This window comes from Citrobacter freundii complex sp. 2024EL-00216, from assembly GCF_043945515.1.
GTDB classification, from domain to species: domain Bacteria; phylum Pseudomonadota; class Gammaproteobacteria; order Enterobacterales; family Enterobacteriaceae; genus Citrobacter; species Citrobacter portucalensis.
On the sequence record NZ_JBIMRA010000001.1, the window covers coordinates 104531 to 128382 of the forward strand.

Below are 23852 nucleotides of genomic sequence, written 5' to 3' on the forward strand. Positions count from 1 at the left end.
ACAAAAATCTCGCGTTACGTTCAGTCGAAAAATTTCATGGACTCCCCTTACTTTTATTTCTTACTAAACTCTATGCGGGATGCTGAGCTGCATTGTCTTCAAAATAGAACAGTGAGTTCTTATTTATCTATCTAATCCAAATATCGTTCTTTTCGTAGACTTAAACTCATCAAATTTCCCCCACTGATACTGAACAGGAGAAATACCATAACTAAACCTTACGTAAGACTTGATAAAGACAATGCGGCAGTACTGCTGGTCGACCATCAGGCTGGCCTGCTCTCTCTGGTTCGGGATATCGATCCCGATAAATTTAAAAACAACGTGCTTGCGCTCGGTGACTTAGCAAAATACTTCAACCTCCCAACCATTCTGACAACCAGTTTTGAGACAGGACCAAACGGACCGCTGGTACCGGAACTGAAAGCTCAATTTCCCGATGCGCCCTACATTGCTCGCCCAGGAAACATTAACGCATGGGATAACGAAGATTTCGTGAAAGCAGTAAAAGCGACCGGCAAAAAGCAGCTGATTATCGCTGGTGTCGTGACGGAGGTTTGCGTCGCTTTCCCAGCGCTCTCGGCTATTGAAGAAGGTTTTGACATCTTTGTTGTCACCGATGCTTCAGGCACGTTTAATGAAATTACCCGCCATTCAGCATGGGATCGGATGTCTCAGGCAGGCGCTCAATTGATGACATGGTTCGGAGTAGCATGCGAACTGCACCGCGACTGGCGCAACGATGTCGAAGGTCTGGCGACGTTGTTCTCTAATCACATTCCGGATTATCGCAATCTGATGACCAGCTATGACACGTTAACTAAGCAGAAGTAAAGACTGGGGCAAAACCCTGGCCTGACATGTAGCCGGATAGCGCGCAGCTTTAAGGCCTACGGATATTGTAGGCTTGTTAAAGCACGTGGCGCCATCCGGCATATTATGGATTAACTCGCCACCGCCATACCGACTGTCATATGCAGCCCGTAGAACACGCCACGACCAATCAGCTCGCCGACTAACAGCAGAATAAACGCGACGGAAAGCAACGGAACGGCAGGTTGGTAACCCTTCACTTGCGGTACTATCCAGCAGCACAGCGCTAACGCCAACGCCACGATCCGCCACGCCATCAGCGAACCGTAATCCGGAACCAGCGCAGAGGCCTGTTGAATCGAACTGTGGATTGTCGCCAGTTCAGTCCCCTGCATTACCGACATGATGGCACTCACGACCAGAGCAAGCACTGATATAGCCGGCAGCAGGCGCATCGCCCAACCATCCACGCCAGCAATTCTCAGTAACAGATATCCCAGCAGCGGACCGCCCATAAACATCGTCAGGAAGAAGCCCAGCGGTGTCCAGACGCTGTACCAGGTCGGTACGGTATCGATAGTGTTATACACGCGCACCATCATCCAGACAAAAACCACACCCAGCACCATGGTGACAACTAACCACAGATTGCGTAATGCGGGCGACATTTTCTTCAACATAGCCAGCAGCCAGCCGATACCGCCAACGGCAAAGAAGAGTGAGCCGCTGGCAATTTCGTTACTCAACGCAGATGACCCAACGCGATTGAGTGAGTTAAAGGCGCGCATCGGTGAGCCCAGGTGGAGCATGGAAGCAATAAAACCAATGCCCATTAATACCCACAGCCCAAACATGCAGGTAATTACGCGTTGCTGCGATTCTGGGCGTAAGCCCCCTTTCATCAACGCCAGCGCCAGAACAATAAAACCGCCAACCACACACTGTCCGAAGACCGTGAAGATCATCAGCGGCCATTCATGCCATCCACTTCCCATCTTACACCTCCTTCGGATTAGCCAGATAACCTGTGGTATCCCCGGTCGGGCGGCTATTGGCGTTAGGTTTGATGACAATGCTCGGTTTGGTAAAGTGCGCGCCCGGCAATGGCGCAACCGCAGCCAAAGTACCGTGTTTTTTGCGCAGTTCATCAATTGGGCCAAAATCCAGCGCACGCAGTGGACAGGACTCGACGCAAATAGGTTTCTTACCTTCAGCGACGCGCTCATGGCAGCCATCGCATTTGGTCATGTGCCCTTTGTCAGCATTGTACTGTGGTGCACCGTAAGGACAGGCCATGTGGCAATAGCGGCAGCCGATGCACACATCTTCATCGACAACGACAAAGCCATCTTCACGTTTGTGCATCGCACCGCTCGGACACACTTTGGTACAGGCCGGGTCTTCACAGTGGTTACACGCAATGGAGAGGTAATAGGCAAAGACGTTCTGATGCCAGACGCCGTTGTCTTCCTGCCAGTCACCGCCCGCGTACTCATAAATGCGGCGGAAGCTGACTTCAGGGGTTAAATTTTTGAAATCTTTGCACGCCAGTTCGCAGGTTTTGCAACCGGTGCAACGGCTGGAATCAATAAAAAATCCATACTGGGTTGTCATCGGTTACTCCTTACACCTTTTCAACCTGAACAAGGTTCGTGTGTGATGGGTTCCCCTTCGCGAGAGGAGACGGACGCTGGGTCGTCAGGACGTTAATACAACCGCCCTGGTCCACGCGTTTTGCGTCCGGGTCATACCACGCCCCTTCGCCCAATGCCACCACGCCAGGCATCATACGCGGAGTTACTTTCGCCTCGATGTGCACTTCACCACGATCGTTAAAGATGCGCACCTTGTCGCCGTTGTTAATGCCGCGTCGCTGTGCATCCATCGGGTTGATCCACATTTCCTGACGGCAGGATGCTTTCAGAACATCCACGTTGCCATAGGTCGAGTGAACGCGAGACTTATAGTGGAAGCCGGTCAACTGCAGAGGGAATTTCTCCACCAGCGGATCGTTTAAGCTCTCAAAACCTGGGGTATAAATCGGCAGTGGATCAATCACATCACCTTCCGACAGTTCCCAGGTTGACGCGATCTCGGCAAGCTGCTGCGAATAAATTTCGATCTTACCTGACGGCGTGGTCAGCGGATTGGCGTTAGGATCCTCACGGAACGCCTTGTAGGCCACGTGATGTCCCTGTGGGTCGCGCTGTTTAAAGATCCCCTGCTTGCGGAATTCTTCAAACGTTGGCAGTTCAGGAATGGCTTTGCGCGACTGCTCGTACAGATGACGCATCCACTCTTCCTGAGTACGACCTTCTGTAAACTGCTGCTCAACACCAAGGCGTTTCGCCAGCTCGCTGGTCATCTGGTAGATAGTCTTGCATTCGAAGCGTGGTTTGATCGCCTGATCGGTGAAAATCACATACGACATATTTCCGCAGGAGGCATCCAGTGCGAAGTCCATCTGCTCCGAAGCGGTGCAGTCCGGCAGCAAAATATCCGCGTATTTCGCCGAGGAGGTCATATGACAGTCGATGACAACGATCATCTCGCACTTCTTATCATCCTGTAGGATTTCATGTGTGCGGTTGATATCAGAGTGCTGGTTAATCAGACAGTTACCGGCATAGTTCCAGATCATCTTAATCGGAACATCGAGCTTATCTTTGCCACGAACACCGTCACGCAGCGCCGTCATCTCCGGACCTCGCTCAATGGCGTCCGTCCACATAAACATAGAGATGCTGGTTTCGACTGGGTTTTCCAGCGTAGGCATACGTTCAAACGGCAAACTGTATGAGCCCTCACGCGCCCCGCTGTTGCCGCCGTTAATCCCAACGTTACCGGTAAGGATTGCCAGCATAGAAATGGCACGAGTCGCTATTTCACCGTTAGCATGGCGCTGCGGTCCCCACCCCTGACTGATATATGCCGGTTTAGCGCTACCGATTTCACGTGCCAGTTTGACGATTCGATCAGCAGGAATACCGGTAATTTGCGCTGCCCATTCCGGGGTCTTGGCGATACCGTCTTTGCCCTGCCCAAGAATATACGCCTTATAGTGACCGTTTTTCGGTGCGTCGGCCGGTAAGGTTTTCTCGTCGTAACCCACGCAGTATTTATCAAGGAACGGTTGATCGACCATGTTTTCGGTGATCAGCACATACGCCAGACCATTCACCAGCGCCGCATCGGTACCTGGGCGGATCGGGATCCATTCATCTTCACGACCCGCACCGGTATCCGTGTAGCGAGGATCGATAATAATCATGCGAGCATTGGATTTCTGTCGCGCCTGTTCAAGGTAATAGGTTACCCCACCCCCGCTCATACGGGTTTCACCTGGGTTATTCCCGAACAGAACCACCAGCTTGCTGTTTTCAATGTCGGACGGGCTGTTACCGTCTGCCCAGCCGCCGTAGGTGTAGTTCAACCCGGCAGCGATTTGCGCTGAAGAGTAGTCACCGTAGTGGTTCAGGTAGCCGCCACAGCAGTTCATCAGACGTGCTACCAGCGTTTTGCCTGGCGGCCAGGAACGTGTCAGGGTGCCGCCCAGCGTACCTGTGCCGTAGTTCAGGTAGATAGACTCGTTGCCGTAGTCTTTGATAAGACGCTGCATATTGCTGGCAATGATGTCGTAGGCTTCATCCCAGCTGATACGCTCAAATTTCCCTTCGCCACGTTTACCGACACGTTTCATCGGGTATTTCAGACGGTCGGGATTATAAACGCGACGACGCATGGAGCGACCACGCAGACAGGCGCGTACCTGGTGCAAGCCGTCATAGTTGTCATCACCGGTGTTGTCGGTTTCAACATACTTTATTTCACCGTCTACCACGTGCATACGCAGAGGACAGCGGCTACCACAGTTCACCGTACACGCGCTCCATATGACTTTCTCATTGGCCTGTGTCGGATTAAGGGCTTCTGCAGCATTTGCAATACGGGTAAATGGCAGGGTAAACGCGCTACTGGCCACCGCCAGTCCGCCTATCGCCGTCGTTTTCACCAAACCTCGGCGACTAACCTCAGCTGCCAGCATGGCATCGGGGATCTTAGTTTTCATAGTGGCTCACTCTGCTGCTCACAATAAACAAAAGAGAAATACTCGTTATATAGATTTTTATATATCGTTAATATCAATATACAGACTGGTAGATACTGAATTTGCGAAAAGACAGAGATAAATACTGACTTTCATTCGAAGGCAGTATTACTCCTATGGAGGTAGGCGTTATTGTCCGACGTCAAACGGGCATAAAAAAAGCGCCCTGAGGCGCTTTTTTAGCAAAGAAAGGTAGCTTAGCCGATAAATTCCAGGCCATTCATGTACGGACGTAACACTTCCGGAACCTGAATACGGCCATCAGCCTGCTGATAGTTTTCCATCACCGCAACCAGCGTACGTCCAACCGCCAGACCGGAACCGTTCAGCGTATGTACTAAACGGGTCTTTTTGTCGGATTTGCTGCGGCAACGCGCCTGCATACGACGAGCCTGGAAATCCCACACGTTGGAGCAAGAGGAGATTTCGCGATAGGTGTTCTGCGCCGGGATCCACACTTCCAGATCGTACGTTTTGCATGCGCCGAAGCCCATGTCGCCTGTGCACAGGATGATCTTACGGTACGGCAGGCCCAGCAGCTGAAGAACCTTCTCAGCATGGCCGGTCATCTCTTCCAGCGCGTCCATAGAGTCTTCCGGGCGAACGATCTGCACCATTTCAACTTTATCGAACTGGTGCATACGGATCAGACCACGGGTATCACGACCGTAAGAACCTGCTTCAGAACGGAAGCACGGCGTATGCGCGGTCATTTTGATCGGCAGCGCATCTTCGTCAATGATTTCGTCGCGAACCAGGTTGGTCAGCGGAACTTCTGCCGTTGGGATCAGCGCATAGTTGCTGCTGTCAGCTTCTTCATCCAGCGGACGGGTGTGGAACAGATCGCCAGCAAATTTCGGCAGTTGCCCTGTTCCGTACAGCGTGTCATGGTTAACCAGATACGGAACGTAGTTTTCGCTGTAACCATGCTGTTCGGTATGCAGATCCAGCATGAACTGAGACAGCGCACGGTGCATGCGCGCGATCTGCCCTTTCATCACGACGAAACGAGAGCCGGTCAGCTTAACCGCAGCGGCAAAATCAAGACCCGTGTGCATTTCACCCAGGGTAACGTGATCGCGCACTTCGAAATCAAACTCACGCGGAGTACCCCAACGGCTGACTTCAACGTTGTCATTTTCATCTTTACCCACCGGAACGTCGTCCGCTGGCAGGTTAGGAATGGTCAGCGCAATGTCGCGGATCTCGGCCTGTAAGGTATCAAGTTCAGCTTTCGCGGCATCCAGCTCTTCGCCCAGTTTGTTCACTTCCAGACGTAAAGACTCGATATCTTCCCCGCGCGCTTTTGCCTGGCCGATGGATTTCGATCGAGAGTTACGCTCTGCCTGCAGGTTTTCAGTTTGTACCTGCAGAACTTTACGACGCTCTTCAAGAGCGCGCAGCTTATCTACATCCAGCTTAAAGCCCCGGCTTGCCAGTTTTTCTGCGACTGCGTCTGGCTCATTACGCAGCAGATTGGGATCGAGCATGCTTATCCTGTGCTTATCGAATTAAAATAGGAGAAAGTGACCACAGCCTGCGGTCACAGGGATACAGAGACAACATTACCGCAACGATAACACTAACGGTAGCGTTTTATAGGGCTATTTTGATCCTGTCCGGCGAGCCAGGCGAGCTTTTCGCCAATCTTGCCTTCAAGACCTCTGTTTGTGGGGTGATAATAGCGCGTTTGTGCCATTTCCTGCGGGAAGTACTCTTCTCCGGCGGCGTAGGCATTTGGTTCATCATGGGCGTAACGATACTCCTGACCATAGCCCATTTCTTTCATCAGCTTAGTTGGCGCATTGCGCAGGTGGACCGGCACGTCGTAATCCGGACGTTCGCGGGCATCAGCCAGCGCGGCTTTAAAGGCGGTGTAAACCGCATTACTTTTCGGCGCGCAGGCCAGATAAACAATAGCCTGTGCAATCGCCCGTTCGCCTTCCGCGGGTCCCACGCGGGTAAAGCAGTCCCATGCGGAAATTGCCACCTGCATGGCGCGAGGATCGGCATTGCCCACATCTTCAGAGGCAATTGCCAGACAGCGACGGGCTACATACAGCGGATCACCACCTGCACTAATGATGCGCGCATACCAATAAAGCGCCGCATCCGGGGCGCTGCCGCGAACCGATTTGTGTAATGCGGAGATGAGATCGTAAAAACGATCGCCTTTATTATCGAAGCGTGCGCTGCGTTCACCGGCAATTTCAGTGAGCAATTCTGGTTTCAATACGCGCTTGCCTGAATCATCAACTTCGGCCATATCGGCCATCATTTCCAGCGTATTCAGCGCTCGCCGCGCGTCGCCATTCACCAGTTCGGCAATCGCCCGACGCGTCTCTGGTGGCAGTACGATATCCTGACCACCGTAACCACGGGCTTTATCTGACATCGCCTGGTCCAGCACCTGTTCAATATCGTCGGTGGTTAACGATTTCAGTAAATAAACACGCGCCCGCGACAACAGTGCCGAGTTCAGTTCAAACGAGGGATTTTCAGTGGTGGCGCCAATAAACGTGATGGTACCGTCTTCAATATGCGGTAAAAACGCATCCTGTTGGCTTTTATTAAAACGGTGAACTTCGTCCACGAACAGGATCGTACGTCGACCCGCGTTACGATTCTGACGCGCCCGCTCAATCGCTTCACGAATTTCTTTTACACCAGACGTGACCGCCGAAATTCGTTCAACATCGGCGTTAGCGTAACGGGCAATAACTTCGGCTAGCGTGGTTTTCCCCGTCCCCGGCGGACCCCATAAAATCATAGAGTGCAGGTGCCCGGCCTCGATGGCACGCGGCAAGGGTTTACCCGCAGCCAGCAGATGCTGCTGGCCGATGTACTGCGCTAAATTTTCTGGCCGCATACGTGCGGCCAGTGGCTGAAAGGTATTATCAGAAAAGTCGAGCGACAGATTGCTCACTCACACGCCTCTACTTACGTTGATCGTCAACCGTTACACCTTGCGGCGGGGTAAAGGTGAATTTCGAAGGTTCAATCGCACCATTCTGCTGAGATTTCAGCTGATAGCTGCTGCGCTGATCGTCTTGCTCAACGGCACTGAACTGATGGATCGTCCCGTCCCGCCCAACATTGATAGTAAACTGCTTCAGGTTACCGCTGCTGGTTTTTGGCGTCAGCACGAAATCATCGCCGTTTTGCTTTATGTTGTACTGTTGCCAGTCGCTGGCCTGGTTACGCGCAATCAGCATAAACGGCGTGTTGCCCGTAGCGTCTTTCAACCAGGTCGCAGTCGCCTGCTCAACAAACGGGTTAAAGAACCACAGCGTTTTACCATCGGAAACCAGAATGCTCTCGTCAGGCTGCGTCATATGCCAGTTAAACAGATTAGGGCGTTTAACCCATAAGTCGCCCTGACCTTCCTGCACCGCCGCGCCGCTACCGTCCGTGACCTTCTGAGTAAAGCTGGCATGGAAGCTACTGACTTTATCCAGACGGCTTTTCAGGTCGCTGGCAGCATCAGCCCAGACGCTGCTCACCACAAAGCTAGACAGTAATGCACAGGTGATTGCGATTCTTTTCATCATTATTCCTCAAAATACGTCACTCCCAACGGGGAGATCCCTCTGCTATCCATTTCAGGCCAAAAATCAGCATGAGGAAAGTAGAAAATACTGAATTACTTAACTTTGCAATCATTCGAAGGGCGGCGGAGCCAGCACTTCACGATTACCATTATGCCCTTGTTCGCTGACTATTCCCTGCGCTTCCATCTGTTCGATGATGCGCGCCGCTCGGTTGTAACCGATACGAAACTGACGCTGGACGCCGGAGATTGAGGCTTTGCGTTTCTGAGTAACAAAGTTCACAGCCTGATCGAACAGCGGATCCAGTTCTTCGCCACCATCAAAGCCGCCACCGCCGCCTTCGCTTTCGCTGTCAGAGGTAATGCCATCAACGTATTGTGGACGGCCGCGCGCTTTCCAGTCCTGAACTACCGCGTGAACTTCTTCATCGCGTACAAAGGCGCCGTGTACACGTACAGGGATCGTCGAGTTTGGTGCAGAATAAAGCATGTCACCCATACCCAACAGCGATTCCGCGCCGCCCTGATCAAGGATGGTACGCGAGTCAATTTTACTGGACACTGTAAAGGCGATACGCGTCGGGATGTTCGCTTTAATCAGACCAGTGATAACGTCAACTGACGGTCGCTGGGTTGCCAGCACCAAGTGGATACCCGCCGCACGCGCTTTTTGCGCCAGACGAGCGATCAGTTCTTCCACCTTTTTGCCAACGGTCATCATCAGGTCAGCGAATTCATCCACCAACACCACGATATACGGCAGTTTTTCCAGCACCGGATGCTGAACATCCATGCTGTCGCCCGGCTTCCAGTATGGGTCTGGAATCGGACGTCCCATACGGGCGGCTTCAGCAATCTTATCGTTATAACCGGCAAGGTTACGCACGCCAAGCGCCGACATCAGTTTGTAGCGACGTTCCATTTCATTGACGCTCCAACGCAAGGCATTGGCGGCATCTTTCATGTCGGTCACAACTTCAGTCAGCAGATGTGGAATACCTTCATAAACAGAAAGTTCCAGCATTTTCGGGTCAATCATGATAAAGCGAACGTCTTCCGGCTGCGCTTTGTACAGCATGCTGAGGATCATGGCGTTCACCCCAACAGACTTACCGGAACCGGTTGTCCCTGCCACCAGCAGGTGCGGCATTTTAGCCAGATCGGCCACCACCGGTTCGCCCGCAATATCTTTGCCCAGCACCACAGTCAGCGGAGATGAGTTATCACGGAATTTAGCGTTATCCAGCACTTCTCGCAGATAGACGGTTTGACGTTTTTTGTTCGGTAACTCCAGTCCGACATACGGTTTGCCTGGAATAACCTCGACCACACGTACCGCCGCGGTCGACAATGAACGCGCCAGATCTCGTGATAGGTTAGAAATACGCGCTGCTTTAACCCCTGGAGCCAGATTAAGCTCAAAGCGGGTAATCACCGGGCCAGGAGAATAGTTCACCACATCGGCTTTAATGCGGAAATCCGCCAGACGCGCTTCCACCAGACGTGCCATTTGTTCCAGTGCGAACGTATCTATCGGCTCAACTTCGCTCGGCGGCGGCGTGAGCAGATCTAACGATGGCAGCGGCGTGCTTGGACGGTGCGCCGGACGACTATCCCCATTACGCATCAGCAGCGGATGGATAAGACTATCCTGCGGCGGCGGTGTAGCAGGCTGCGCTGGCTGCTGATAATGCTGCTGCGGTGCAACTGGCTGCGCTGGCTGTTGATAATGCTGCGATGCAACTGGCTGCACCGGTTGCTGGTAGTGCTGCTGCGGTGCAACAGGCTGCGCTGGTTGCTGATAATGCTGCTGTGGTACAACTGGCTGTGCCGGTTGCTGATAGTGCTGCTGCGGTGCAACTGGCTGCGCCGGTTGCTGATAGTGCTGCTGCGGTGCAACTGGTTCCTGGTACTGCGGCGCGGGCTCCGGCATTACGCCAGGCGTAAACAGCGGCTCATGCGGACCCTCATCCACCAGTGTTTTCATTGGCGAAAATTCAAAGTCATCAAGGGAGAACGGATTCGCTCCGACAGGCTGTTCACCGGAATAACGCTGCTGCTGAGAAGAAGCAAACTGGCGAGCCAGTTCCGCTTCTGCGGCTGAATCTTCGTCATCAGTCTGGTGGGTATCGTCCTGATACTCTTCGCCATAACGATGCTGCTGCGACTGAGCGAACTGACGTGCCAGCTCGTCCTGCTGCATTGCATCCATTTCATCGTCACTGTACGCATCTGTATCAAGCTGCTCTTCGCGCGCTTTCTCTTCAGCCATACGCTGTGACGGCAGTTTTATGCCATATGAAGCCAGTTCACGACGAGTAGGCACGCGCACACGATTCGGACGCGGCAACTGCGGGCCAATGCCCTCTTTCACCTGCGGACGCGGCGTACCGCTGCCTGCAAGGCTAAAGACAGGTGCTGCGGCAGCGGCACCTGCCCCTAACGCGGCGCTTTTTACGCCAGCGGCCAGCGGTGCAACGGCAGCAACAGACTCAACGGGTGGTATGGATGCAGGCGTCGGCATAGATGGCGTAGACGGCTTAACACGCTCAGGCTCCTGAGCAGGTTCTGGAATCGGCTGATACCATGCGGCCAGTTGCTCACGCTCACGCGCACGTTTCTCTTCGACTTCTTCAAAGTAATAGAGCGGCGGACGAGTCGGTTTAACTTCTTCAACCACCGGCTCAGGTTCCACCACTGTTGGTTGTTCAACCACAGGCTGCTGGAACGTAGTGCTCTGTTGAAAAGTTGGATCCTGCTGATAAACAGGTTGCTGCACAGGCTCCGGCTGATAACCAGGCTGCTGGAATGCGGTGTTCTGTTGAGAGGTCGGATCCTGTTGATAGACAGGTTGCAGCACGGGCTCCGGCTGATAAACAGGTTCCGGCTGCGGCGCGACAGGCTGCGTATAAACAGGTTCAACGGGCTGCTGTGCGTAATATTGCGGCTGCGGACTCTGCTCCACAACCGGTTGTTGCCATGGCTCATACGGCTGCTGCACCGGAGGTTGCGCGTACTGGGCTGGCTGCGGATAACCTTCAGGCGCTGGTGCAATCGCGGCATCAACGGTTTGCGGGCCAGGCACGGGTTGCCAGGCCACAGTTGGGACCGGTTGCTCCATAACAGTGTTGGTCACGGGTGACGTTTGCAGTAACGGATCGACCGGTGCGCTCCAGGCCTGAGCGGCTGTTGTAGCTGCAGCTGCTGCAGCCACAGGCTCGGTCACCGAGTGGCCGTTAAGCAGTGGATCAAGTTCGTCATATTCAGGCAGCGTCGCGCGATTACCGGAAAACAGCACATCATTAGGATCGGCAACCACGCCACGGGCGCTGTATTCAATTTCGTCTTCATCATCCATGCGTTTGCCGGAAAACAGCGCCGCATCGGTATGACGACCAAGCGGGTTGGTAAATTTCTCCGCCAGACGTTTACGGCGCGCTAACGCACCGCGCAGGATACGAGCTCGGCGCGATTCATGGGGTTTGCCATCAGCGGCGTCGACAGACTCTTCTTCGTCTTCATATTCTTCGTCATCGACCCAGGTATCGTCGCGGCGGGTACGGTTGCTGGCAAACGTCAGGATATTGAGTAACCAGCCGCCCAGTTTTTCCGCAATGCTCACCCATGACCAACCGGTGAACAGTGTTAATCCCGCTGCCCAAATGCACAACAACGTCAGCGTGCCGCCGCTGCTGTGCAGCAATGGTTGTAGCGTGGTGCTGAGCAGACTGCCGATCACGCCGCCAGAGGCGAAATACCAGATGTCATCGGCGTTAATTGCGGCCAGCCCGCAGGAAGTGAGAATCAGCGCCAGAACGCCAATAATGCGCAGCGAGACGGCAAAATAATCGACGTACTCGTCGCTGGCCTGATGTCGCCAGGCAAACCAGCAGCCACCGACAATGATGACGGGGATGGTGTAGGCCATGACGCCAAAAATAAAGAACAGCGTATCCGCCAGCCATGCTCCAGGTATTCCACCCAGATTATGGATAGGCTCATGCCACGCGGTTTGCGACCAACTGGGATCCGAAGGGTTAAAGCTGAGTAAGGCAGCCATCAACCAGACGGCAAAAAGGGCAATAAGGATCAGTAGCGCTTCCAGAAGTCGGCGCCCGCTGCTTAACTTCGTCAATGTGACGTCTTTGTCTTCAGTGTATTCCTGGCTCAAAAACGGCTCTCCAGGTTTCGGGCTTTTCCTGCCCGATGCTAAAACGGACAACAGCACCGGGTTGCCCCGGCACTGTTGCTGTATGGATTAACAGGAGTGTAATCAAACTGCGTCGATTTTGCACCTGTTCCGTGTTAGCGCGTCTTAATTACCAGACGATTGCTCTGTTTGACTTCTTCCATTACTACATAAGTACGTGTGTCATTCACGCCAGGCAGACGCAGCAGGGTTTCCCCCAACAGCTTACGGTATGCCGACATATCCGGTACGCGTGTTTTCAGCAAATAGTCGAAATCACCGGAAACCAAATGACACTCTTGAATTTCTTCAAGTTTTTGTACTGCAGAGTTAAATTGTTCAAACACATCCGGGGCGCCACGATTCAGAGTAATCTCAACAAAAACCAGAAGTGATGCATCCAGATAATGCGGGTTTAACAGCGCTGTATAGCCCTGAATAAAACCCTGTCTTTCCAACCGACGCACACGCTCAAGGCAGGGCGTTGGTGAAAGTCCCACACGTTTAGAAAGCTCGACGTTAGAAATACGCCCATCCTTTTGCAGCTCATTAAGAATGTTACGATCGATACGGTCGAGATCTTTGCCAGGGCGCTTCTTACTATCTACCATTATTATTGTCTCTCTGTATTCCTTCCCTACTCCTGCCTGACTCTACCAACATCACTGTTCAGAGTCGCTACCCATCAAAATAAACCGCAACCCAGAGGGATTTTCGGTTCGCAATGTCTGGGTTTATGGTGAGAAGACCGTTGCCTGTCGGCGGCTATCGACATCACGAATGGCATCTGTCCACACCATGCGTAGATTTCGCTAACACGGTAAACATGGTATCTACATGCATGATTATGCAGCACATACATGACACAGTTTTTTTCTTCCTTGAATGTTTTCGCAAAACAGCAGGGGATTGTCAAAGCAAAACATCGATTTTTAGTACAACATGCCAGTTATTCATTCGCAGTGATGGAAAATCGTCATTTTATCACCTTATAACTGACCGATTTTAAGTAGAAATCGTTATAGTATTACGACTAATTCTGCCGTTCATCGGTTCCCGCTATTACACATATTGTTAACAAAATCGCCATACTCTTTTTTTACGCCTGTAAATTCCCTACAATCCTGCTCATTGCCTGCTAACAACTATGGGGATCTCATGGGCGCAACCAAACACAGTAAACTTCTTATTCTGGGCTCTGGCCCTGCGGGGTATACCGCTGCGGTCTACGCTGCACGCGCGAACCTGCAACCGGTACTGATTACCGGTATGGAAAAAGGTGGTCAGTTGACCACAACAACAGAAGTGGAGAACTGGCCTGGCGATCCGCACGATCTCACAGGCCCATTGCTGATGGAACGCATGCACGAACATGCGACCAAATTTGAAACTGAAATTATTTTTGATCATATCAGCAAAGTTGATCTGCAAAACCGCCCTTTCCGTCTGACCGGCGACAGCGGTGAATACACCTGTGACGCACTGATCATCGCCACCGGTGCGTCAGCACGCTACCTGGGTCTGCCTTCAGAAGAAGCCTTCAAAGGCCGTGGCGTTTCCGCCTGCGCGACCTGCGACGGTTTCTTCTACCGTAACCAAAAAGTTGCGGTGATCGGCGGCGGCAACACCGCTGTTGAAGAAGCGCTGTACCTGGCGAATATCGCATCTGAAGTGCATTTGATTCACCGTCGCGACAGCTTCCGCGCCGAGAAAATCCTGATCAAGCGTTTGATGGATAAAGTCGAAAACGGCAACATCGTGCTGCATACCCACCGCACACTGGAAGAAGTGACCGGCGATCAAATGGGCGTAACCGGACTGCGCCTGCGCGATACGCAAAACACTGACAACGTCGAGTCACTTGACGTTGCAGGGTTGTTTGTCGCTATCGGCCACAGCCCGAATACCGCCATTTTTGACGGTCAGCTTGAACTGGAAAATGGCTACATCAAAGTTCAGTCCGGTATTCATGGTAACGCCACCCAAACCAGCATTCCGGGTGTATTCGCCGCCGGTGATGTGATGGACCATATTTATCGCCAGGCGATCACTTCAGCAGGCACCGGTTGTATGGCTGCGCTTGACGCAGAGCGTTATCTCGACGGTCTGGCAGACGCTTGCAAATAAGTTTTACAAATCAGTAACAAAAGTAAAAAAGGCGACTATAAGTCGCCTTTATTTTTGCCTCGTTGTAACATTGTCCTGCCCAAAAATTCCAATAACTCACCTGCTAAGCGTGCAATGAATAAAACCCGTCAAAAAGAGCTGACCCGCTGGTTAAAACAGCAAAGTGTAATTTCCCAACGATGGCTGAACATTTCACGCCTGTTGGGGTTCGTGAGCGGCCTGTTAATTGTCGCTCAGGCCTGGCTCATGGCCCGAATTCTCGACCATATGATCATGGACAATATCCCCAGAGAGGCGCTTCTGCTCCCTTTCATTGTGCTGGTATTGATTTTCATCCTGCGGGCATGGGTCGTCTGGTTACGCGAACGCGTCGGGTTTCATGCTGGCCAACATATCCGCTTTGAGATTCGCCGCCAGGTTCTGGATCGCCTGCAACAGGCGGGTCCGGCCTGGATACAGGGTAAACCAGCCGGGAGCTGGGCTACGCTAATCCTGGAACAGATTGATGACATGCATGATTACTATGCACGTTATCTGCCGCAAATGGCGCTGGCTGTATGCGTCCCTTTATTGATCGTGGCGGCGGTATTCCCGTCAAACTGGGTAGCCGCCCTTATTCTGCTTGGAACTGCCCCGTTGATCCCGTTATTTATGGCGATGGTTGGTATGGGTGCAGCCGATGCTAACCGCCGCAACTTTCAGGCTCTTGCTCGCCTCAGTGGCCATTTCCTCGATCGCCTGCGGGGCATGGAAACGCTAAGAATCTTTGGCCGCGGTGAAGCTGAAACAGAAAGCATCCGCGCAGCGTCACAGGATTTCCGCCAGCGCACCATGGAAGTCCTGCGCCTGGCGTTTCTGTCATCCGGTGTCCTTGAGTTCTTTACCTCCCTGTCCATCGCACTGGTCGCGGTTTACTTCGGTTTTTCCTACCTCGGTGAACTCGATTTTGGCCACTACGGGACTGGCGTCACATTGGCAGCTGGCTTCCTGGCGCTCATTCTGGCGCCGGAATTTTTCCAACCCCTGCGCGATCTGGGCACGTTTTATCACGCCAAAGCACAAGCCGTTGGTGCAGCAGACAGTCTGAAAACCTTCATGGAAACCCCGCTTGCACATCCTGAGCGTGGCGATATTGAGCTGACTACAAAAGACGCAGTTTCAATTGAAGCAGAAGATCTGGTCATCACCTCGCCGGAAGGTAAAGTGCTTGCAGGTCCGCTCAACTTTACCCTGCCAGCGGGCCAACGCGCGGTGCTGGTTGGCCGCAGCGGCTCCGGCAAAAGTTCGTTGCTCAATGTCCTGTCCGGTTTTCTCTCTTATCAGGGATCGCTGCGGATTAACGGCTTTGAGCTGCGCGACCTGTCGCCTGATTGCTGGCGCAAACAGCTGTCCTGGGTTGGACAAAATCCGCAGCTCCCTGCCGCCACGTTACGCGATAACGTGCTGCTCGCTCGCCCCGATGCCAGCGAAGAACAGCTGCAAGCCGCACTCGACAGCGCCTGGGTCAGTGAGTTTTTACCACTTCTGCCACAGGGTGTGGATACACCAGTAGGCGATCAGGCTGCTCGACTTTCTGTCGGACAAGCGCAGCGCGTTGCCGTGGCTCGCGCCTTACTCAATCCATGTCAGTTGTTGCTGCTTGACGAGCCCGCCGCCAGCCTTGATGCACACAGCGAACAACGCGTGATGCAGGCATTGAAAGCAGCATCACGCCGCCAGACCACGCTGATGGTGACACACCAACTTGAAGATCTTGCCGACTGGAACGTTATCTGGGTGATGCAGGACGGACAGATCGTTGAACAAGGCACCTATGCCGAACTTAGCGCAGCCAACGGGGCGTTTGCGACATTACTGGCTCATCGTCAGGAGGACATTTAAATGCGCGCTTTGCTACCTTATCTGACGCTGTATAAACGTCACAAATGGATGTTAACCCTGGGGATCGTTCTGGCGATCGTCACACTGCTGGCAAGTATTGGTTTGCTGACGCTTTCCGGCTGGTTCCTGTCGGCTTCTGCTGTGGTGGGTGTCACCGGGATTTACAGTTTTAACTATATGCTCCCTGCTGCCGGGGTACGCGGTGCGGCAATCACCCGAACCGCGGGCCGCTATTTCGAGCGATTGGTCAGCCACGACGCGACGTTCCGCGTGCTGCAACATTTGCGTATTTATACCTTCAGCAAACTGCTGCCGCTCTCCCCTGCTGGCCTGTCCCGTTATGGACAAGGTGAATTGCTTAACCGCGTAGTGGCAGATGTCGACACGCTCGATCATCTCTATTTGCGCGTGCTCTCCCCGCTTGTGGGCGCTTTTGTCGTCATCATGGTGGTCACGCTGGGGCTGAGCGTTCTCGATTTCACGCTGGCTATCACTCTCGGCGGTATTATGCTGCTGACCTTATTTATCTTGCCCCCACTCTTTTATCAGGCAGGTAAAAGCACCGGGCAAAGCTTGACGCATTTACGTGGGCAGTATCGTCAGCAGTTAACATCCTGGCTGCAGGGCCAGGCTGAACTGACCATCTTTGGCGCCAGTGAACGTTACCGCGCCCAAATGGAAGCCACCGAGTTGCAGTGGCACGAAGCCCAACGACGTCAGTCTGAATTAACGGCGCTATCACAGGCGGTCATGCTGTTAGTCGGCGCACTGGCAGTGGTTGTAATGTTATGGATGGCCTCAGGCGGCGTGGGTGGCAATACCCAGCCTGGCGCACTGATCGCGCTGTTTGTCTTCTGTGCGCTGGCCGCGTTTGAAGCTTTGGCACCCGTCACCGGGGCGTTTCAGCATCTCGGACAGGTTATTGCCTCTGCGCTGCGCATCACCGAACTGACCGAACAACAGCCAGAAGTCACCTTCCCGGATGCCGGTTCTCCAGTTTCTGAGCAGGTCACTCTCACGCTACACGATGTTTCATTCAGCTATCCGGGGCAAACACAAAAAGCACTCAACACCCTTTCGCTGCAGGCTCAGCCCGGTGAACACATTGCGATTCTCGGTCGCACCGGCTGCGGTAAGTCAACGTTACTACAATTGCTGACCCGCGCATGGGATCCGCAGCACGGCGAAATTCTGATTAATGAGCAGCCGATTTCAGCCCTCAGTGAAACCACGCTGCGCCAGAGCATTAGCGTCGTGCCACAGCGCGTGCACCTGTTCAGCGCGACGCTTCGCGATAACCTGCTGCTGGCAGCACCGCACGCCAGTGATGACACATTATCCGCAATGCTGTGCCGCGTCGGTCTGGACAAACTGCTAGAGGGTGATGGACTCAATGCCTGGTTAGGCGAAGGCGGTCGTCAGCTTTCTGGCGGCGAACTCCGTCGTCTGGCTATCGCTCGCGCCTTATTGCACGATGCCCCACTGATGCTGCTGGATGAACCGACCGAAGGGCTTGATGCCACAACAGAAAGCCAAATGCTTGAATTAATTGGCGATGTCATGCGCGATAAAACCGTACTGATGGTGACACATCGTCTGCGCGGCTTGTCACGTTTTGATCAAATAATAGTGATGGACAACGGACACATTATTGAGCAAGGTAATCACGCAGATTTGTTAGCCCGGCAGGGGCGTTATTACCAGTTTAAGCAACGTCTGTAAGCTATTATTGAACGATCAAACTCGCGTAGTGGAGTTTCGCTGTCATGCGCCTGGTGCAATTGTCCCGCCATTCTATAGCCTTCCCTTCACCGGAAGGCGCTTTACGCGAGCCTAACGGTTTATTGGCGCTTGGCGGCGATCTCAGTCCAGCCCGACTGTTAATGGCCTACCAGCGCGGAATTTTCCCGTGGTTTTCACCTGGCGACCCCATCCTTTGGTGGTCGCCCGATCCACGCGCCATTCTTTGGCCCGAGAAATTTCATCTCAGCCGCAGCATGAAACGTTTTCATAAAAACTCACCTTATCGCGTGACGCTCAATTACGCGTTCGGTCAGGTGATTGAAGGCTGCGCGAACGACCGGGAAGAAGGCACCTGGATAACGCATGATGTAGTGGACGCCTACCATCGCCTGCACGAGCTGGGCCATGCGCACTCCATTGAAGTATGGCGACAAAATGAATTAGTGGGCGGTATGTATGGCGTGGCGCAAGGTACGCTATTTTGTGGCGAATCAATGTTCAGCCGTCAGGAAAATGCGTCCAAAACCGCACTGCTTGTTTTTTGCGCTGAATTTATCCGTCAGGGCGGAAAATTAATCGACTGCCAGGTATTAAATAGCCACACAGCTTCGCTGGGCGCCGTCGAAACCCCACGTCGGGAGTACCTTGAACACCTGAGCAGACTGCGCCAGCAGCGGCTACCGAGCCATTTCTGGGTTCCCAGGACGTTATTTTCGCCTCAGAGGTGAATGTTTTCGGCACATTTTTTGTCGGGGTGTTATAATTGTCGCGCAGAGTTGGTTTAGCCCATTACCCCGCCGCCGTTAAGGAACAGTTCGCGTCAGGCAACGCCTATCGTTTATCTCCTCGTTCCCTTACACGTTGCGCTTTAAGTGCGGCTTTGCCGTGTGTGGTTAGAGTAATGCGCCAAACCCGATTTGCTGTGTTTTAAACGCACAAATCTTTACTTATTAAAAGAACTTCGGCATTATCTTGCCGGTTCAAATTACGGTAGTGATACCCCAGAGGATTAGATGGCCAAAGAAGACAATATTGAAATGCAGGGTACCGTTCTCGATACGTTACCTAATACCATGTTCCGCGTAGAGTTAGAAAACGGTCACGTGGTTACTGCACACATCTCCGGTAAAATGCGTAAAAACTATATCCGCATCCTGACGGGCGACAAAGTGACTGTTGAGCTGACCCCGTACGACCTGAGCAAAGGCCGCATTGTCTTCCGTAGTCGCTGATTGTTTTTAACGCCCGAATGGCGTCCAGATAATAAAAGGTCGGTTTAACCGGCCTTTTTTGTGGGCCAAGGTCAGGTATTTAATCCTCAATCATCCGCGCATATTCTTCCGTTAAGAAATCCACTAATGTGCGTACTGACGGCAATAATCCCCTGCGTGATGGAAAGACTGCGTGAATTATTTCTCGCTTCGGTTCCCAGCCGTCGAGCAATGCCACCAGTTCACCCGCGGCTACTTGATCTTTTACCATCAGCTGTGGAAGTTGAACTACCCCCACACCGGCAACTGCGGCTTCACGTAACGCCAGCATATCGGTGGTGATCATACGCGGCGTGAAATGCACCTCCGCACGTGCGCCCTGCGGCCCGAATAACTCCCAACGATGCACATGTTTACCCGTCGCCAGACTCAGGCCAGGCCAACGCGTCAGCTCCGCCGGAGAATGTAGCGTTCCCATTTGCTCGATTAACTGCGGGCTGGCATACAAACGATGCCCCCTGTCCGCCAGCACACGCATCACCAGGTCGCTATCCTCAAATGGTCGGGGCCTGACGCGAATCGCCACGTCCAAACCCTCTCCAACCACGTCCACGCGGCGGTTAGTGGCCTCCAGTTGCACTGATACGTCAGGATAACGCGCCATAAAACGGGCAAGCATTGGCCCGATATGCACATGCAGCAGCGTGACCGGACACGTCAACTTCACCACGCCACGCGGTTCAACCTGTAACGCGGCAATCGCATCCTGCGCTGCCTGCGCTTCCACCAGCATCGCCTTACAGTGTTCGTAAAAGGTTTGCCCAACTTCCGTCACGTTAAACTGGCGGGTGGTTCGCTGAATCAGTCGAACTCCCAGCGTCTCTTCCAGTTGCGCTATCCGTCGGCTTAGTTTTGATTTCGGTTCATCAAGCGCCCGACCCGCCGCCGCGAATCCCCCTTCCTCTACAACATGTACAAACCATGCAAAATCATTGAGATCCGGCTTTGTCATTTTATTGTCCTATTAATGAGACAGTGAGGACTATTTTAGCTACTACTCAGCTCGCTGTCATGAATATAAGCTTATTTACATCAAGATTACGCCACAGAGGAGACACATATGAAACAAGTAACAGGCGTCTACACCGCACCTCGCCCACACTGGGTTGGCGATGGATTTCCGGTTCGCTCGATGTTTTCTTACCAGTCTCATGCTGAACAGCTAAGTCCGTTCCTGCTGCTGGATTACGCCGGTCCACATACGTTTACGCCGGGTAACGAAAAACGCGGCGTAGGTGAACACCCTCACCGTGGTTTTGAGACGGTGACCATCGTTTACAGCGGCGAAGTTGAACACCGTGATTCAACCGGTCGCGGCGGCATTATCGGCCCCGGTGACGTGCAGTGGATGACCGCAGGAGCAGGAATATTACACGAAGAGTTCCATTCACCTGAATTTACCCGTCAGGGTGGCGAACTGGAAATGGTACAGCTGTGGGTCAATCTGCCAGCAAAAGACAAAATGGCCGTTCCGGGTTACCAGGGCATCAGCAGCGATGTGATCCCCACTGTCACCCTGCCAGATGAAGCAGGGAGCGTTCGTGTGATTGCGGGCAGCTATCAGGATACAAAAGGCCCGGCACATACCTTCTCGCCGCTGAACGTCTGGGATATGCGTTTGCAACGTAATCATCAGCTCACGTTGTCACAGCCGGAAGGATGGAGCACTGCCCTGGTTGTATTGAAAGGGAATATCACCGTAAACGGCACTACGTCTGCCAGCGAAGCGCAACTGGTGGTGCTGAGCCAGCAGGGAAAAACGCTGCATATTGAAGCCTCCAGCGACGCCAGCGTGCTGCTGCTTTCTGGAGAACCGTTGAACGAGCCGATTGTAGGTTACGGTCCGTTTGTAATGAACACGAAACAAGAAATCGCTGAAGCCGTACGCGATTTTAACTCCGGCCGCTTTGGCCAAATCTGAATCGAAGGAGAAGAATATGTCCAGTCCTGCAAACTTTAATGGTTCACGTCCGGTCATCGATGTGAATGATTCCGTCATGCTGCTTATCGATCATCAGAGCGGGCTGTTCCAGACCGTCGGCGACATGCCAATGCCAGAACTGCGTGCGCGTGCCGCCGCGCTGGCTAAAATGGCGACTCTGGCGAAGATGCCGGTGATTACCACGGCATCCGTACCGCAGGGACCTAACGGCCCGCTGATCCCTGAGATCCACGCCAATGCGCCGCATGCCCAATATGTGGCGCGTAAAGGCGAAATCAACGCCTGGGATAACGAAGACTTCGTGAAAGCGGTCAAAGCAACGGGTCGTAAAACGCTGATTATCGCCGGTACAATTACCAGCGTGTGCATGGCTTTCCCGGCTATCAGCGCGGTTGCGGAAGGCTATAAGGTTTTCGCTGTGATCGACGCTTCCGGTACTTACAGCAAAATGGCGCAGGAAATCACCCTGGCTCGTGTTGTTCAGGCTGGCGTCGTGCCGATGGATACCGCCGCAGTCGCTTCTGAAATTCAGGGCACTTGGAACCGTGAAGACGCCGCCGAATGGGCGGAAGTGTATACCAAAGTCTTCCCGGCTTATCAGTTGCTGATCGAAAGCTACAGCAAAGCTCAGGAAGTCGTGACCAGCGGCGAAAAACTGGACTCTCAGCGCTAATCCTTTCCTCCGCGCCTGCCTGGGCGGAGGAATATGTATATTGCGTAACCAAACGAGAGTTAACACGTAAATTCTGCTTGACCGTTTTAGCGCAACTCCCTATAGTAGCGCCCCGTTGCCCCCAAGCGGTCAGGCAGCAATACAATATGGTGAGGTGTCCGAGTGGCTGAAGGAGCACGCCTGGAAAGTGTGTATACGGCAACGTATCCGGGGTTCGAATCCCCGCCTCACCGCCATATTTTAAGAAGAGCTCGTACGAAAGTACGGGCTTTTTTTTCGCATGTTGCATTTGCCGGATGCGGCGCAAGCGCCTTATCCGGCCTACATTGCTACAGCCCTGAATATCTCCGTAGGCCTGATAAGCGAAGCGCCATCAGGCATGGCAGTTATTGTCGGCTGAGCAGCGTTAGCACTTCATAGTGCGCGGTGTGTGGGAACATATCGAAAAGCTGGACGCGTTCAATGCGATACCCGGGCAACTCACGAATATCCTTCGCCATGGTTTGCGCATTACAGCTGGAATAAACGATATAATGCGGTGCCATGCGGGAGAGAAAATCGCACAGCGGCTTTCCAATCCCGCGACGCGGCGGATTCACCAGCACCAGGTCAGGTACTTCGCCCTGAGCGGTAGCAAACTGGGTTGAATCCAGCGCCTGAAAATGCAGATTCTGCAATCCAAGCTCCTGCGCTGACTGCTTCGCGCAGGTAATCGCCTCTGGCGCGATTTCAATCCCCGTCAGTTTCATTTGCGGTGTAGCACAGTGCAGACCAAAACCCCCGACGCCGCAAAACAAATCCCACATATGATTAACCGCAAGCTGACGCACCCAGTCACGCGCCGTGGCATATAATTGCCCCGCTACCACCGGATTGGTCTGGAAGAAACTCTGCGGGCGGATCCACAACGGCACATCGTTAAAGCGTTCCGCCAGCGCCTGTTGTTCCGTCAGGAAGATTTCTGTCTCCCCTTCCATGATCGCCATATGCACCGGCTGAATATTGGCAGTGATCACTTTTAACTGTGGGAGTTGTGCCTGCAACCAGGGTAGCGCCGCGCGCAGCTGTGCCAGTTTTGCGTCAGAACGCAGGACAAAACGCAGCATCATACCGCCATCGAATCTGCTTTCCGTTAACAGCAGATATTTCAGCTCCCCGCGTTTGCGCGCCACGTTATAGGGCGTCAGCCCCGCCCGAGCGATAAACGGCTTAAGCGCGGCAAATACGGGCGCAAAAGACGCAGGATAGAGCGGACAGTCGCACAAATCCTCAGGCGTACCGTCACGATGCAGCATTCCCAGCAGCGGTTTTTCCACGCTGCCGCTGACCACCATTTTGGCTTTATTACGAAACGCGCTTTCCGGACCACTGACCGGCGCGCACCATTCTCCGACCGGATACTCGGCCAGCAGATTCTGCAGATCGGCTGTTTTTTCGAAGAGTTGATCGGCGACAGGCTGTGTTATCCACTGACAGGAGCGGCAGCGTTCGGCGTCATATAGTGCGCACTGCATACAAAGACCTACAAATTAACCGGGGGCCAAGATTATACACG

Annotated in this window: 18 protein-coding genes, 1 tRNA gene and 1 pseudogene; 10 read left to right on the plus strand and 10 right to left on the minus strand. The window is 53.3% G+C overall.

The features are described from left to right. The first annotated feature begins 207 nt into the window (after positions 1-207). Positions 208-834 (plus strand): isochorismate family cysteine hydrolase YcaC, encoded by a 627-nt coding sequence (gene ycaC, locus ACHHZ7_RS00490; protein ID WP_060682476.1) that lies wholly within the window; start codon positions 208-210, stop codon positions 832-834. Between the two features lie 110 nt (positions 835-944). Here the strand turns inward: ycaC and ACHHZ7_RS00495 are convergent, their stop codons facing one another. The 8 genes from ACHHZ7_RS00495 to lrp all read right to left on the minus strand — a co-directional run bounded on the left by ACHHZ7_RS00495 (position 945) and on the right by lrp (position 13271). Beyond that, a complete protein-coding gene (locus tag ACHHZ7_RS00495; RefSeq protein WP_003831906.1) occupies positions 945-1808 on the minus strand; it encodes a dimethyl sulfoxide reductase anchor subunit family protein in 864 nt (287 codons plus the stop codon). Position 1809: 1 nt separating this feature from the next. Then, a complete protein-coding gene (dmsB, locus tag ACHHZ7_RS00500; RefSeq protein ID WP_003831905.1) occupies positions 1810-2427 on the minus strand; it encodes a dimethylsulfoxide reductase iron-sulfur subunit DmsB in 618 nt (205 codons plus the stop codon). 10 nt (positions 2428-2437) lie between these two features. Continuing rightward, on the minus strand, positions 2438-4882 hold the full coding sequence (gene dmsA, locus ACHHZ7_RS00505; protein WP_060682477.1) for a dimethylsulfoxide reductase subunit A: 2445 nt from the start codon (positions 4880-4882) through the stop codon (positions 2438-2440). Between the two features lie 236 nt (positions 4883-5118). Next, the gene (gene serS / locus ACHHZ7_RS00510) at positions 5119-6411 is read right to left on the minus strand and encodes a serine--tRNA ligase (protein WP_003831902.1); all 1293 of its coding nucleotides are present in this window, start codon (positions 6409-6411) and stop codon (positions 5119-5121) included. Positions 6412-6503: 92 nt separating this feature from the next. Next, complete coding sequence (gene rarA, locus ACHHZ7_RS00515; protein ID WP_003836910.1) at positions 6504-7847, minus strand: replication-associated recombination protein RarA; 1344 nt, start codon at positions 7845-7847, stop codon at positions 6504-6506. Between the two features lie 10 nt (positions 7848-7857). Further along, a complete protein-coding gene (gene lolA, locus ACHHZ7_RS00520) occupies positions 7858-8469 on the minus strand; it encodes an outer membrane lipoprotein chaperone LolA (protein WP_003831898.1) in 612 nt (203 codons plus the stop codon). A 111-nt stretch (positions 8470-8580) separates the two neighbouring features. Further along, complete coding sequence (gene ftsK / locus ACHHZ7_RS00525; protein WP_060682478.1) at positions 8581-12642, minus strand: DNA translocase FtsK; 4062 nt, start codon at positions 12640-12642, stop codon at positions 8581-8583. Between the two features lie 134 nt (positions 12643-12776). Next, positions 12777-13271, minus strand: coding sequence for a leucine-responsive transcriptional regulator Lrp (gene lrp, locus ACHHZ7_RS00530; RefSeq protein ID WP_002439523.1), 495 nt, complete (start codon positions 13269-13271; stop codon positions 12777-12779). Positions 13272-13818: 547 nt separating this feature from the next. Here lrp and trxB point away from each other — a divergent pair. From trxB to infA, 6 genes and pseudogenes are all read left to right on the plus strand, one after another. After that, a complete protein-coding gene (trxB, locus tag ACHHZ7_RS00535; RefSeq protein ID WP_003831889.1) occupies positions 13819-14787 on the plus strand; it encodes a thioredoxin-disulfide reductase in 969 nt (322 codons plus the stop codon). 114 nt (positions 14788-14901) lie between these two features. Next, positions 14902-16668 carry a cysteine/glutathione ABC transporter permease/ATP-binding protein CydD gene (cydD, locus tag ACHHZ7_RS00540; protein ID WP_060682480.1) on the plus strand — a complete coding sequence of 589 codons (1767 nt, stop codon included), beginning with the start codon at positions 14902-14904 and terminating at the stop codon, positions 16666-16668. Next, positions 16669-18390: a cysteine/glutathione ABC transporter ATP-binding protein/permease CydC gene (gene cydC / locus ACHHZ7_RS00545; protein WP_060682481.1), complete on the plus strand. Its 1722-nt coding sequence runs from the start codon at positions 16669-16671 to the stop codon at positions 18388-18390. It abuts the gene before it with no gap. A 44-nt stretch (positions 18391-18434) separates the two neighbouring features. Then, entirely contained in the window at positions 18435-19139 is a 705-nt protein-coding gene (aat, locus tag ACHHZ7_RS00550) for a leucyl/phenylalanyl-tRNA--protein transferase (protein ID WP_048235731.1), read from the plus strand. After that, positions 19140-19497 (plus strand): annotated as a pseudogene (locus tag ACHHZ7_RS00555) (hypothetical protein). Further along, a complete protein-coding gene (infA, locus tag ACHHZ7_RS00560; RefSeq protein WP_002211347.1) occupies positions 19425-19643 on the plus strand; it encodes a translation initiation factor IF-1 in 219 nt (72 codons plus the stop codon). Before ACHHZ7_RS00555 ends, infA begins: the two are co-directional and overlap by 73 nt. Positions 19644-19722: 79 nt before the next feature. Here the strand turns inward: infA and ACHHZ7_RS00565 are convergent, their stop codons facing one another. After that, on the minus strand, positions 19723-20634 hold the full coding sequence (locus tag ACHHZ7_RS00565) for a LysR family transcriptional regulator (RefSeq protein ID WP_003831675.1): 912 nt from the start codon (positions 20632-20634) through the stop codon (positions 19723-19725). A gap of 108 nt (positions 20635-20742) precedes the next feature. On the opposite strand from ACHHZ7_RS00565, the gene ACHHZ7_RS00570 reads away from it, so the two are divergent. The 3 genes from ACHHZ7_RS00570 (at position 20743) to ACHHZ7_RS00580 (ending at position 22533) form a co-directional block, all read left to right on the plus strand. Continuing rightward, positions 20743-21603 (plus strand): pirin family protein, encoded by an 861-nt coding sequence (locus ACHHZ7_RS00570; protein ID WP_060682482.1) that lies wholly within the window; start codon positions 20743-20745, stop codon positions 21601-21603. Positions 21604-21619: 16 nt separating this feature from the next. Beyond that, the gene (locus ACHHZ7_RS00575) at positions 21620-22297 is read left to right on the plus strand and encodes an isochorismatase family protein (RefSeq protein WP_003831673.1); all 678 of its coding nucleotides are present in this window, start codon (positions 21620-21622) and stop codon (positions 22295-22297) included. A gap of 148 nt (positions 22298-22445) precedes the next feature. Then, positions 22446-22533, plus strand: a tRNA-Ser gene (locus ACHHZ7_RS00580). A gap of 150 nt (positions 22534-22683) precedes the next feature. Here ACHHZ7_RS00580 and rlmC read toward each other — a convergent pair. Then, positions 22684-23811, minus strand: coding sequence for a 23S rRNA (uracil(747)-C(5))-methyltransferase RlmC (gene rlmC / locus ACHHZ7_RS00585; protein ID WP_060682483.1), 1128 nt, complete (start codon positions 23809-23811; stop codon positions 22684-22686). Positions 23812-23852: the final 41 nt, after the last annotated feature.

Excerpts from the sequence above, each read along its gene's own strand:
- aat (WP_048235731.1), top strand. The coding sequence starts at position 18,435 with ATGCGCCTGGTGCAATTGTCCCGCCATTCTATAGCCTTCCCTTCACCG.
- ACHHZ7_RS00570 (WP_060682482.1), top strand. The coding sequence starts at position 20,743 with ATGAAACAAGTAACAGGCGTCTACACCGCACCTCGCCCACACTGGGTT.
- ACHHZ7_RS00495 (WP_003831906.1), bottom strand. The coding sequence starts at position 1,808 with ATGGGAAGTGGATGGCATGAATGGCCGCTGATGATCTTCACGGTCTTC.
- dmsB (WP_003831905.1), bottom strand. The coding sequence starts at position 2,427 with ATGACAACCCAGTATGGATTTTTTATTGATTCCAGCCGTTGCACCGGT.
- cydC (WP_060682481.1), top strand. The coding sequence starts at position 16,669 with ATGCGCGCTTTGCTACCTTATCTGACGCTGTATAAACGTCACAAATGG.
- ACHHZ7_RS00565 (WP_003831675.1), bottom strand. The coding sequence starts at position 20,634 with ATGACAAAGCCGGATCTCAATGATTTTGCATGGTTTGTACATGTTGTA.
- cydD (WP_060682480.1), top strand. The coding sequence starts at position 14,902 with ATGAATAAAACCCGTCAAAAAGAGCTGACCCGCTGGTTAAAACAGCAA.
- lolA (WP_003831898.1), bottom strand. The coding sequence starts at position 8,469 with ATGAAAAGAATCGCAATCACCTGTGCATTACTGTCTAGCTTTGTGGTG.
- trxB (WP_003831889.1), top strand. The coding sequence starts at position 13,819 with ATGGGCGCAACCAAACACAGTAAACTTCTTATTCTGGGCTCTGGCCCT.
- rlmC (WP_060682483.1), bottom strand. The coding sequence starts at position 23,811 with ATGCAGTGCGCACTATATGACGCCGAACGCTGCCGCTCCTGTCAGTGG.
- ACHHZ7_RS00575 (WP_003831673.1), top strand. The coding sequence starts at position 21,620 with ATGTCCAGTCCTGCAAACTTTAATGGTTCACGTCCGGTCATCGATGTG.
- serS (WP_003831902.1), bottom strand. The coding sequence starts at position 6,411 with ATGCTCGATCCCAATCTGCTGCGTAATGAGCCAGACGCAGTCGCAGAA.
- dmsA (WP_060682477.1), bottom strand. The coding sequence starts at position 4,882 with ATGAAAACTAAGATCCCCGATGCCATGCTGGCAGCTGAGGTTAGTCGC.
- lrp (WP_002439523.1), bottom strand. The coding sequence starts at position 13,271 with ATGGTAGATAGTAAGAAGCGCCCTGGCAAAGATCTCGACCGTATCGAT.
- infA (WP_002211347.1), top strand. The coding sequence starts at position 19,425 with ATGGCCAAAGAAGACAATATTGAAATGCAGGGTACCGTTCTCGATACG.